Origin of the sequence: Methylotetracoccus oryzae, from assembly GCF_006175985.1 — a bacterium.
Classification (GTDB): Bacteria; Pseudomonadota; Gammaproteobacteria; order Methylococcales; family Methylococcaceae; genus Methylotetracoccus; species Methylotetracoccus oryzae.
The window spans coordinates 1-11,739 of the sequence record NZ_SRSH01000010.1 but is presented as its reverse complement, the minus strand read 5'-3'; the positions used below and the strand labels follow the sequence as shown (position 1 = coordinate 11,739).

13 protein-coding genes are annotated in these 11,739 nt (G+C 61.2%); 7 read left to right on the top strand and 6 right to left on the bottom strand.

The genetic code is table 11. The annotated features are described in order from the left end of the window. Positions 1 to 2 precede the first annotated feature (2 nt). From BWR02_RS11240 to BWR02_RS11230, 3 genes are all read right to left on the bottom strand, one after another. Positions 3 to 551: an RnfABCDGE type electron transport complex subunit B gene (locus BWR02_RS11240; RefSeq protein ID WP_129883058.1), complete on the bottom strand. Its 549-nt coding sequence runs from the start codon at positions 549 to 551 to the stop codon at positions 3 to 5. 19 nt (positions 552 to 570) lie between these two features. After that, complete coding sequence (rsxA, locus tag BWR02_RS11235) at positions 571 to 1,152, bottom strand: electron transport complex subunit RsxA (RefSeq protein ID WP_139557875.1); 582 nt, start codon at positions 1,150 to 1,152, stop codon at positions 571 to 573. Between the two features lie 295 nt (positions 1,153 to 1,447). Beyond that, entirely contained in the window at positions 1,448 to 2,443 is a 996-nt protein-coding gene (locus BWR02_RS11230) for a hypothetical protein (protein WP_328591521.1), read from the bottom strand. 198 nt (positions 2,444 to 2,641) lie between these two features. On the opposite strand from BWR02_RS11230, the gene BWR02_RS11225 reads away from it, so the two are divergent. The 5 genes from BWR02_RS11225 to BWR02_RS11205 all read left to right on the top strand — a co-directional run bounded on the left by BWR02_RS11225 (position 2,642) and on the right by BWR02_RS11205 (position 8,274). Then, positions 2,642 to 3,094, top strand: coding sequence for a hypothetical protein (locus BWR02_RS11225; protein ID WP_139557874.1), 453 nt, complete (start codon positions 2,642 to 2,644; stop codon positions 3,092 to 3,094). A gap of 599 nt (positions 3,095 to 3,693) precedes the next feature. Further along, positions 3,694 to 3,978, top strand: a complete 285-nt coding sequence (locus tag BWR02_RS11220) for a hypothetical protein (RefSeq protein ID WP_139557873.1) — start codon at positions 3,694 to 3,696, stop codon at positions 3,976 to 3,978. Positions 3,979 to 4,003: 25 nt separating this feature from the next. Then, entirely contained in the window at positions 4,004 to 5,860 is a 1,857-nt protein-coding gene (locus tag BWR02_RS11215) for a copper resistance system multicopper oxidase (protein WP_201276247.1), read from the top strand. 9 nt (positions 5,861 to 5,869) lie between these two features. Continuing rightward, positions 5,870 to 6,799, top strand: coding sequence for a copper resistance protein B (locus BWR02_RS11210; protein ID WP_139557871.1), 930 nt, complete (start codon positions 5,870 to 5,872; stop codon positions 6,797 to 6,799). A 278-nt stretch (positions 6,800 to 7,077) separates the two neighbouring features. After that, entirely contained in the window at positions 7,078 to 8,274 is a 1,197-nt protein-coding gene (locus tag BWR02_RS11205; protein ID WP_139557870.1) for a c-type cytochrome, read from the top strand. Positions 8,275 to 8,464: 190 nt separating this feature from the next. Here the strand turns inward: BWR02_RS11205 and BWR02_RS11200 are convergent, their stop codons facing one another. Then, entirely contained in the window at positions 8,465 to 8,674 is a 210-nt protein-coding gene (locus BWR02_RS11200) for a hypothetical protein (protein ID WP_139557869.1), read from the bottom strand. A 20-nt stretch (positions 8,675 to 8,694) separates the two neighbouring features. Between BWR02_RS11200 and BWR02_RS11195 the strand changes: the two genes are divergently transcribed. Then, positions 8,695 to 8,910: a hypothetical protein gene (locus tag BWR02_RS11195; RefSeq protein WP_139557868.1), complete on the top strand. Its 216-nt coding sequence runs from the start codon at positions 8,695 to 8,697 to the stop codon at positions 8,908 to 8,910. A gap of 126 nt (positions 8,911 to 9,036) precedes the next feature. On the opposite strand, the gene BWR02_RS11190 is transcribed toward BWR02_RS11195, so the two are convergent. Further along, positions 9,037 to 10,491 (bottom strand): ATP-binding protein, encoded by a 1,455-nt coding sequence (locus BWR02_RS11190; protein WP_139557867.1) that lies wholly within the window; start codon positions 10,489 to 10,491, stop codon positions 9,037 to 9,039. A 283-nt stretch (positions 10,492 to 10,774) separates the two neighbouring features. Beyond that, positions 10,775 to 10,900, bottom strand: coding sequence for a hypothetical protein (locus BWR02_RS21645; RefSeq protein ID WP_407941072.1), 126 nt, complete (start codon positions 10,898 to 10,900; stop codon positions 10,775 to 10,777). A gap of 12 nt (positions 10,901 to 10,912) precedes the next feature. On the opposite strand from BWR02_RS21645, the gene BWR02_RS21285 reads away from it, so the two are divergent. Further along, positions 10,913 to 11,377: a hypothetical protein gene (locus BWR02_RS21285; RefSeq protein WP_236102162.1), complete on the top strand. Its 465-nt coding sequence runs from the start codon at positions 10,913 to 10,915 to the stop codon at positions 11,375 to 11,377. Positions 11,378 to 11,739: the final 362 nt, after the last annotated feature.

Below are 11,739 nucleotides of genomic sequence, written 5' to 3'. Positions count from 1 at the left end.
GGTCATGCCGCCTTGGCCGGAGCCGCTTCGGGGTTGGGCCAGCGCCAGTTGCGCAGCGTGACCTTGACCGGCTGGATACGAAGACATTCGGTCGGACAGACGTCGACACACTTGGCGCAGGCGATGCAGGCATCGGCGACGACCGCATGGATCTGCTTGGGAGCCCCGACCAGCGCATCGGTCGGGCACACCTTGTAGCACCGGGTACAGCCGATGCAGTTGGATTCGTCGACGCGGGCGACCATCGGCACCTGGTCTTCGACATCCGACAAATCGAGATCGATCGACAACTTGTTCGCCAGTTGCTCGGCCAGCGCCCGCCCGCCCGGCGGACACAGCGTAGCCGGCGCCTCGCCCGCGACCAGCGCCTCGGCCGCCGGCCGGCAGCCGGGGTAGCCGCACTGCCCGCACTGGGAGCCGGGCATCAGGGCCTCGATCTCCTCGATCAACGGGTTGGCTTCCACCTTGAGGTAACGCGCCGCGGCCCCGAGCAGAAAGCCGAGACACAGGCCCATTCCGGTCAGACTGATGATGGCGAAGAGTATGTACATCCGCTTTCCCGATCCGACGCTAGTGTGTGTTCAAGCCTGCGAAGCCCATGAATGCCAGCGACAGAATGCCGGCGGTGATGAACGCGATGGGCGCGCCCGAGAAAACTTCCGGAACCGCCAGCAGCGCGATGCGTTCCCGAATGCCGGCAAAAAGGGCCATCACCAGCGTGAAGCCCAGGGCCGAACCAAATCCGAACAGTGCACTGTGCAGGAAGTCGTAGTCCTGCTGAATGTTCAGCAAGGCGACACCCAGCACCGCGCAATTCGTGGTGATCAGCGGCAGGAAAATTCCCAGTCCCTGATACAGCACCGGGCTGGTTTTGCGCACGACCATCTCGGTGAACTGCACGACCGCCGCAATCACCAGGATGAATGACAGGATGCGCAGGAAACCGATGCCGAGCGGGATCAGGATGAAGTGCTCGATGACCCAGCTGGCCACGGCGGTCAGGGTCAGCACGAAGGTCGTGGCCAGTCCCATGCCGATGGCCGAGTCGATCTTCTTGGATACCCCCATGAAGGGGCACAAGCCGAGAAACTTGACCAGCACGACGTTGTTGACGAGCGCCGAGCCCAGCAAAACCATCAGGTAGTCATTCACGCCTGTCTTGTCCTGAAGCGATTTACGCTTATCGAACAAGCATGCCTTGTGCCACCGTCAGGACCGGGGTTCAACCGCCTGCGGAGTGAGGAATTTGGCCTGTATCGGGAAGGGTACCCGGGGAAGGTACCTTGTCGGGAAAGTCACAGGGCCCCGCCCTATTCCGCGCCTTTGTCAGATTTCAAACAAAGACTCCAGCAGCACCGCCGGAGACCTGGAGGGAGTGGGTCGCGCCGGCCCCCGGAGCGGTGACGGGAACCGGCAGCTCAGGGCGGGCGTTGCGGCGCGCGCTGACTCAGAGACAGTAGGGAGTAGCCGCCCAGTCCTTCACGATCGCGGCATCGCGGGCCGGCAGATAGGCGTAGTCGTTGGTCAGGTCCCGGCTCACTGCCTCGCCGACATGCGGCGAAACCAGCCCCTTCAACATGTGGAAGTACCACGCGAAGGGATAGCCGGCCTGGCTGTCGAAGCGCCCGATCAGGGTCGCCAGCGCCTTGCCCTTCCGGCCTTCGGCGCTTTCCAGACGGGGCACATCGCCGAGCGGATTGCGCACGATCTCGACGTTCATGATCTGCTCGCCGTGACGGCCGATATGCTGGAACAGGCGCAGGCTCCAGGGTTCGCAGAAGCGCTTGTCCACACCGGCGCTGCTGCGGTTCCAATCGTCCATGAACCGCTGAGCCGGGTGACGGTCGGCGCGATGGCGCCCGAGTTCCTGCATGAACAGCGCGACGTCGGTCTTGCGCCGATAGGTATAACGCGGTGGTCCGATCGCGAAGGGTTCCACGTTGACCGGATCGATCGGGTCGATGAGTTCCTCCAGATCCTCCGGCAACTGCGCGTCGTCGATCAGATAGCGATGCGCGAACTCCTGGGTTCGATCCACTTCGATCTGCACGAAATCCTCGGCGTTCGGTCCGGTCTCGGCAACGAGGTACAGGCTGACACCGCTGTGCTGCGTGACCAGGAAGCGCTCGGTCTCGCAATGGTCCAGCAGCGTGTTGAAGTTCTGTCCGCACTCGATGAAAGTGCGCTCCGCCCACTCGTTGACATCCGGCGCGACGCGCGCGCCGTCGGGCTTGATGATGCCGCCCAGGCGGTACCACTCGTGCCCCTTGCGGGCAATCCGCAGCGGATACTCCGGATAGGCCCGCTGCAGGCGTGCCAGCAAGGCCTCGTCGCCCGAGCCGGCGAGAGTTTCCTTGCACAGCCGGTTGAGCAGTTGGCCATCGAACGGGGCGGCAGGCAATGGCGCTCCGCCGTTCATGGGGTGTCGGGCATCGTGCATCATCGAATGGTTCCTCGGTAGACCCGGAATCAACAGGTTCGGCGCGGCTCCGCGGGACCACCGTGAGTGTCGCCGGGTGGAATATCGCAAGGACTGAGCGTGCGCACCGCGCCGCCTGAGCGTCGGCAAAACCCGCGTGACCCTTGAAACCCACAAAAAACTAGTGGACTTGGGCGGCTTTGGCAAGCGCCCACCATCCGAATGCACTGTTTGCAAGGTATTGATGCACCGGGTTGGCCTGTTCAGCGCCACTCGGCCCGTTCCTCCAGCGCATGCGACCGTTTCAAGATACCTGACGAGACCGGCGACTTGCGTATCCCGGTTGTTCCTGACAAGCCTGACCGCCGAGGGCAGCGTCTGCTGCCATGGCAACACCGCGCCGACACTGTTCCGCGCCCCTTTCAGTCGGGAGAAACCATACGCCAAGACCGCATCCGAAATGCATTGCTGGTAATCATTGCGGCCCTATTGTTGCTGCACATGAGCGGCCGGTCGATTTCGCGGGCCCACGCCCTGATCGACAAGCGGCATCAGCGTGTTGATGTGACGAATGTGCTGGGCGTGCAGAAGACCATGGACCGCGCTGCTGCGGAGGGCTGGGAGTATTTTGGCTCGATGGGTCATGTAGCGATTATCAAGCGATACTTCGCCTGATCGGGGATTGGCACACTCACGCCTTGCGAGCTGAACGATTTCGTTGTTCGCATCGCGGCGAGACGAAATCGTTATCCCTGAACGCAACAATCTCGTTTCATTCGTTCCGAATCGATCGGAGCGTCATCTTTTCGCCCCGCCGAGGCAGACGACTCGGATGACCTTGGGCACCCGAGGCAATCCAACAGATCCGCCCGACGACGGAGCGTCAACGCTCAGCGGCATCAGGCCGCACCATCCGTAACGATACGGACTTGCTGAGAACGGCTCTCCTTGACACCATCTGAATTCAATCACACAGCCTCCCTGCGTGCCGGCAATCGACCAACACGACGGTTCGTGCTCATCGCGCGAAGAGACGCAGCCCCCCGCTGGCGCTGCGAGTGGACACGAGGGTCTTGCCAGTGCAAGGCAAGACGAGGTGATCGAACGCCGACCCTACAGCCTGGTTCCAGGGTTCGTCACACCCCGAGTTCCAACGGCGTTTCTTAACGGCATGCAGCGCGAGGAATCCCATGGGTAAAACGATCAGTTCCCTGTTAAGCCTGTGTCTGGTTGCCGCTCTACAGACGGGTTGCGCCCAACCCGACCCACACCCGATGTCAATGACGCAAGCCGTTGAAACGGCGACGACAAGCTCGGACCACCTCGCATTGGCGCGACATTTCGAAGAGGCAGCGCAAGCGGCGCAGACCCGATTGGCCGAGCACCAACGGCTGCTGGCGCAATACAAGGCCAAGAGTTTCCTTTACGGCAAGAACATCTATCGATTGGAAGAGCATTGCGACGTGCTGATCCGCAACGATGAACAATCGGTAGACGCAAACCGGAAACTGGCGGAGCTGCATCGCGAACTGGCACAAACCGCCACGATGAGTCCTTAAGTCCTTGCCGCAACCGGCCTGGCCGATGCGCGGTATGCAGCGGTCCCGACGTCGTATATTGCAGGGTGCGATGTCGCTTGGGGTTTCAGCCGGAGCCGCCCGGTGGTTTTCCGGTTGCGCCACCAGACCGCCCACCCCGGCTTCCTTGGCCCTGACCGGTTCGCAAGTCCCGCTGCAAGGTGATGTCATCGATCTGGTGATTGGTCACCGCCACTTCATCGTCGATGACCAGGCAGCCGAGGCCGTGGCGATCAATGGCACCGTGCCGGGACCGGTCATACGGCTTCGTGAAGGTCAGCGGGTGACGCTGCGTGTTAAGAATCAGCTGGATGAACCGACGTCGATACACTGGCATGGGCTGCTGGTTCCCGCCGTGATGGATGGAGTCCCCGGGGTATCCTTCGGCGGTATTCCACCCGGCGAGACCTTCGTCTATCGGTTCCCGATCCTACAGAGCGGGACCTATTGGTTTCACAGCCATTCAGGCTGCCAGGAACTGCTCGGCATGTATGGCGCCATCATCATCGACCCGGCCGTACCCGAACCCTTTCGCTACGACCGCGACTATGTCGTCGTGTTGTCGGACTGGAGTCCCGAGCCGCCCGAGCTGCGGATGGGACATCTCAAGAAATGGGCGGGCTATTACAACTTCCAGAAGCGCACGGCCAGTGAGTTGCTCGCGGATGCGGGGCGCGTCGGGTGGCTGCCGGCCCTGAAGGACTACCTCCGGTGGGACCGCATGCGCATGGACCCTACCGACTTTGCCGACATCACGGGCTACTCATCCGTTTATCTGGTGAACGGCCGGTCGCCGACTACCAACTGGACGGCGCTGTTCGACCCGGGCGAACGGGTGCGTCTACGCGTCATCAACGCGGCCTCCATGACGTTCTTCGACCTCCGGATTCCCGACCTCGCCATGACCGTCGTGCAAGCCGACGGACAGAACGTCCAGCCGTTCATCGTGGATGAATTCCGGATCGGCCCGGCGGAAACCTATGACGTCATCGTCGAACTTCCGCATGACCGTGCGTACACGATTTTCGCCGAAACCATGGATCGGAGTGGCTACGCCCGCGGCACGCTGGCACCGCGGCCCGGGATGACCGCGGAAATTCCGCCGCGTCGGCCGCGACCGACGCGCACGATGGAAGACATGGGCATGCGGATGGACATGGGCGGAGACGAGCACATGGACATGTCGGACACGGCGATGCCGCCGGCGCAAATCGTAATGCCGGAAGCCGCAGGCTCCGGGATGGGACATGAGCATCACCATCCTGTCGAACAGCCTTCAGGCACAAAGTTCGACGCCACACCGCGACGATCGCGCATTCCCGGCGCCGAGCCCGTCAAACATGGGCCCGACGATCATGGAACGGGAAACCAGCAGGTGGCGGAGTATTCCTGGAACCGTATGCATGAACCGGGCAGAGGGCTGGGCGGCGACGGCCGCCGGGTGCTGGCCTACACCGATCTGGCGAGTCTGGCACCGAACATCGACCGGCGCGAACCAAGCCGGGAGATAGAGCTGCACCTGACCGGCCAGATGGAACGCTACCTATGGTCCTTCGACGGTCAGAAATATTCCGATGCGCCCGCGCCGATCCATCTGCATTACGGGGAGCGCGTCCGGCTCACTTTCGTCAACGACACGATGATGGAACATCCACTTCACCTGCACGGCATGTGGATGGAACTCGAGAACGGCCATGGCGCCTTCCTGCCGCGCAAGCACACGGTCATCGTGAAACCGGCCGAACGCCTCTCGGTCGCCGTGCATGCGGACGCACCAGGCCGCTGGGCGTTCCACTGTCACTTACTGCTGCACATGGAGGCTGGGATGTTCCGCGTAGTGGCCGTAACGGACCCGGCCGCCTAAGGACCGCCCGTGCCGCGTCACGCCCGCGTCCACGGCTGGCTGCTCGGCACCTTGATTGCCTTGGGCGGCACGGACGCCCAAGCGGGCCATTCCGCGCAGCCGGCTGAGCTGTCAGCGTCCAGGGTAGTCGTGTCGCGTAAGGCGGCACCCGACACGGGACGCGGGAACCGTCCCATCCCGCCCGGCTACTGGTCAAACCCGGACTGGCCCTCTCCCGTCGACGACGAGGCACAGCACCTCTTCCTGTTGTTCGACATCCTGGAATACCGTCCGACCAACCTTTTGAGTTCAAACCCCCATTCGATGACGCAAAGCGGGAACGATTCCAACGCCGGGGGAGAAAACGAGAACCCCTCGTACTGGTGGGATATGGAAGGATGGTACGGCGGCGACTACAACCGACTCTGGTTCAAAAGCGAAGGGCAACAGGACTCCGCCTTCAAGGCCGACTACGACATCGACTTTCAACTGCTGTACGGCCGCTTCCTTCAGAAATACTACGACTTCCAGATCGGCGGCCGCGTCGAAGCCCAGACGTATCGGCAGGCCAGCGTGGTCCGCGGCCTGCTGACGATCGGCATCCAAGGGCTAGTGCCATACGACTACGACGTGGAAGCCCTCGCCTTCGTCGCCCAGAACGGCGCGGTGTCCGCCCGGGTGACCATGACCAAAGACCTGTTGCTGACACAGCAACTGATTGTGCAGCTCCGCATGGAGGCGAACGCGGCGATCCAGAAAGTCCCGGAATTCACGACCGGTTCCGGATTCAACGAACTCGAACTCGGCCTGCGTATCCGCTATGAGTTCTGGAGAGAATTTGCCCCCTATGTCGGCGTTTCGTATGGGAAAAGCTTCGGTGAGACGGCGACGCTGGTCCGCGACCAAGGGGGAGACCCCGAGCAATTGCGGGTAGCGACCGGCATCCGCTTGTGGTTCTGACGCGAGCTATTGTCCACCCCGAGAATGTTTGGATTCAGACACGATAATCCGATGGCACTGTCGGGGATATTCGTATCTAACCTATTCACACTAACTGGAGCAACAGGCTTTTCGCACCCTCCATTCGCATCTTGAACTCCCGTGCGGCCGTATGGTGCGGTGTACTTCATCACGAGAGCGATGACGACAGGGTCATTTCCAAGGTGCATGGGCACGCACTTGAACCTTCCCGTTCGTAAAGCGCATTTACCAAGCGGGGCATTGCGTCGACGGAGGCCATGAAAGCCAATGGCGGGCGCGCCCAAAAACACGCTTCGGCGTGTCACCAACACGGCCACTCTTTCCGCCTTGAACGGGGGTTCATAATGAGAACAATAACTTCAGCGCTGCTGGCCACATTGATGTGCGGCATAGCGAATGCCACGAGCTTCTCCGGAGGCAGCTCCGCCGACGGCCAGGCACTGGGACTTGATGGCAAGGGCGACAAGATCGTCGTGCCGAACTGCGAGGAAAACGCGACATGGCTGCAGTGCCGCAATATCGATGAGGCTCCTCAGGATGTGATCGACGGCTTCAGCTACACCCATGACACGACCAACACCATCGGTCCCAATGGCAACATCAAGAACCCTGACGGCTCGACGATCTTCGTATCGCCGAACGCCTGCACCTCCTGTCACTTCGGTTCGGCACAGACCCCGGGCGGTAACCCCGTGTACCAATCGCCGGACAAATATACGAGCCTCCCTTACTTCCGGAGCTTTAACTACAACCGCGATCTCAAGGACGCGATCAATGACTGCATCAAGAACTGCGGTGGCGGCAATGTGATCGACAAGGACAGCGACGTGATGAACAAGATCGTCGCCTACATCAACTGGGTACGCGATAGCGTCACGGACCCCGCCATGAAGACGTCCACTGGATGGCGCACGATGCCCGGCGAGGCTATGCCGATCGTGGACCCGAACTGGAAGACGATGTCTGCCAATGCCACCCGAGGCAAGGCGCTGTACAAAGATCGGGGCTGCAGTTCGTGCCACGATGCCGACGGTCCAGGCATGGGCAAGCTGCGGTCGGACGAGGGGCGTCCGCGCGTGCCCTCGCTCTGGGGTCGGCGTGCGTGGACCATGGGCGCGGCCTACATCCAGACCCCGAACCTTGCCGGCGTGATCAGAAACCACATGCCGTTTGGCAAGCCCGGCACCCTGAAGACCCAGGATGCTCTCGACATCGCCGGTTACATCAATCTGCAGGCTCGCCCTGTCGCCTATTCAGGCACGATGTTCTGCGAGAACGATCCCGTTACCAACCTGCCCAATACGCTCTTCAAGCCGGCGGCATGGTGGAGCGGCTGCAACTATCCGACTGAACCCTTTTCCAACAGGCAACGGATTCTCGGTCCGTGGGCAGCGATCGAAACCTGGCGTAACGACAAGATTCAGTGCCTGAAAACAGGCACCTGCGAACCCTAGAGGCAGGGTTTCCGACGAAGTGCTCTAATCACCCAGCCTCTCGCGCAACGGACCCACGGTCTCGATCAGGTCGCGTTGCGCGGCGGGGCCGGTGCGGTAGCGGCGGATTCAAATTCTCTGGGAAAGCACCGTGTCAGCGCCTTGAGGTTACGAAACGCGCCGATCCTGAGCAGACGGAGCTGTATGAGATTCAGGTCCCGTTCGGCGGCTGCGCTTTCTCGGGTGCATCAGGGCCGCTGAAGCGCGGGCCTTCCGGCGACCACTGCACGAAATACTGTCCCAGCCGGCGCTTGCCCTCCAGCGTTTCCGCCACCGCAGAACGCAGGCAGGCCAACATGGCCAGGGTGTCCGCTGTGGGGGTGCTGCCGTCGGCGGAATCGGAAGGGGATTGCGGATGCATCGTTCAGACTCCTGCATCAAATGGGCAAACCAGCGCGGGTGAAAAATGGTGCGCCCGGTGCCTCGTTGCTCGAAAACCAAGTGCGGCTCAGCCCCGGCATTCATGAAGCAGCGCACAGAATCGACCCCCGGGGGAAATGCCTGCAGCAGGTTATGCAGACCCCGCGGGAAACGCCGAGCAATGTCAGCCAATGGGATATCGTGGCCGCCATGAGCGACCCGTTCCGCCACGCCTAGTCGGAAGATCTCGACGTTCGGCAAGGCCAGGCAGATCAGCTCCACCCGCCAGGCCCGCCCTCCGCAAGCGCTCAATCAGGCGCAGAGACGAAGGGATCGCGTCTTTGGTGAGTATCGAATATCGAATCAATCCGGCACGTCTTTTTGAGTCAGTTCCGATGCGCCCATCCAGTAACACAGCAGCGGGGCCGGCAGGCGCATGATTTGTGGTCTGGTTTCACCGATCTGCGGCAATCCGGTCATCAGGCCAAAATCATCCAGCGACTTGGTGACGACGTAGCCCCGGTCGATCTTCTTTTGTTCGCACAGTTCGATCAGCCCCTTGAGCTCGCGCGCACCCGTGTGCTGCGCCCGGTATTTCACCTCGAAGGGAATCAGTTGCTGACCGATCTCGGCAACCAGATCGACTTCGCGGCCCTGTTTGCCGTGCCAGTAGGTGAAACGGACGCTTTGGGGATAGAAGCGAGCGAACAGGTGTTTGAAGACGGCGGTCTCGGTCGCCACACCCAAAGCCGCCGCATCATCGATCACGCTCTTGCCCTTGAGTAGCACCGCCGGCGCAATGGTCGCGTCGGCGAGGTAGACCTTGAAGCGGCCCTTCAGGACGTCCTTGCCGTATCCGAATGGGGGAAGGCGATAGATCAAGTGGCAGGCTTCCAGCAGTTCGATGAAATGCTGCGCGGTGGGCCTCTTGACCTCCAGGTTGCTGGAGAGGTCGGAAATGTTCAGCAAGCCGCCATCGTGCATGCAGAGGTAGAGAAAGGTGTGCTCCAGATCGAGGATTCGCCTCACGCCGAACAGAGCAGTCATGTCGCGCTTGAGGACCTTGTCGATGATGTCCTCGCGGAGCAAGCGCTGCGCCTGCGTGATGCTCTCGACCTGCGCCGTCTGCGGAAAACCGCCTCGAATCAGGTACTCGTGGAAGTGGCCAACATAAGGGGCAGCCAGTTCCTGAGCTCGATAGAACTCCGGCTGCGACCAGTCAAACAACTCCGTCAGACTGCGGAGTGCCGGTAGTTCCGGCAGCTGCAGTTTCTTGATCTGAAGGTACTCGTAGAACGAGAGGGTGGTTAGCCGTATCGTATGCCAGCGCCCCACTCCGGATTCCTGTTCCGCCTCCACCAGCGGCATCGTGGAGCCGGTGAAGACGATACGGCGCTGTTTATTGAAATCGGTCTGATGCTTGACCCAGGTGCCCCAGTCGCGGATGAACTGCGCCTCGTCGAGCAACAGATATTCCGGACCATCGACGCGCGGTTCACGTTCGCGCCAAGCCTCGAGGACGGCGTCGATGCCGGCCAGCTTCAGGAGCGGATGGTCGAAAGTGGCGTAAAGAATGTTCGCCGGTGAAACGCCTCGTTCGAGAAGCGCCTCGATCTGCTGCATCAACAGCGTGGTCTTGCCCACCTGCCTTGCACCCGATACCAATACGGCTCGGTGGGTCGGCGGGCTGGTGACCCATCGATTCAGTTCCCGCCATGCCGCTCGTCTCCAGGTCGGCAGGTCCGCTATGGGCTCGCCACGCCACCAGGGGTTGAACGGCGCCAGCACGGCAATGAGTTCTTCCTTTGAGACTCGCATGAACCGATCCTAGCATAATGGCCGATGTTTTGTCATGTATACAGATCAAATTTTACGCTTTTTTATCTTCTCTCAAACATGACCCATAGACCGGCTCATCGCCAGAGCCATGCGCCCGCGTCGTATCATTGCTGCTGCCAGAGGTCCTCGGCGACCAAACCGCGATATCCGGCATTGCGCCCGATCCGGCCCAACACCACCTTGATTGTCACGTCCGCAGGTCCTCCTTCCTCGGAGTCGGCTGGCACAACCGGTAGCCAGTTCCCTCGCTACTGCCGCTAAGCTACTGGTCAGGGCTCGTCGGTTGGGGCAGAGGCCAGAGTATCTTCGCCAAGGTAAAGAGTGCCGCACCGCGCGCCAGGATCCGGTCCTCGTCCCAAGCCGCTTCTTGGACGATCTCTCGGTTCAGGGCGAGGAGCGAATGCGCTTCTATAGCCTTTCGCTTGTCAAGGAATGGCCCGTTGCTTACCTAACTGTTGAGGGGAGTCGTAAGCAAAGTGAGATTTCCGAAGCTGTGTTTAAGGCGGTTCCGCCGCACGATGCGGCCGAGTGGCGAACCGTCTTCAACACTGCCGTGTTGAGCCCGAAGAGGAACACCACCATGCCGAGTGAACGCCTGAAAAAGAGACTGGACAAGGACCGGCCGATGACCTCGATCACGCTGCGCATTCCCGTGGCTGTCGTGGAATCGATGCGCGAGATCGCACCCTTGCGCGGATTTTCCGGATACCAGACACTGCTGAAGTCATATGTCAGCGAGGGCCTGCGCCGGGACGAAGAGCGATACACGTTGGGCCAGACCGCCCGACTGATCGAGGCCTTGAGAAAGCGTGGTGTCCCGGAGGCGGTGCTGGAAGAAGCCGCGCGCGACGTGACCAAAGCCTGATTTCGGGTCTTCAGCCCGGCAGCCCCGCCGTCGCGGCGCGGTCGTTTTCAGGAGCCTCGGTCCCACGTTGCGCGCCGACGCCGGGATTTGCGGCTATCGGCAGTTCATTAGACCGGGCGGTTCCGACACAAAGCCGCAGGCTGAACAACACAGCAGATGATCGACCCGGCAGCGCTGTGGCGTGAACCGTGACGTATTGACGTCGTGCGCACATGCACGTTATTAAACCGAGCAATGAATTAGGGAACCTCTGAACAATTCCGAGTTGACGCGCAAGGACGCATCCCGCGGAGAATCAGGCGTCGAAAATGGACTTTAGTGACGCAAATTCCGCGTTTGAGAGGGCGATTTCCGCCCGGATT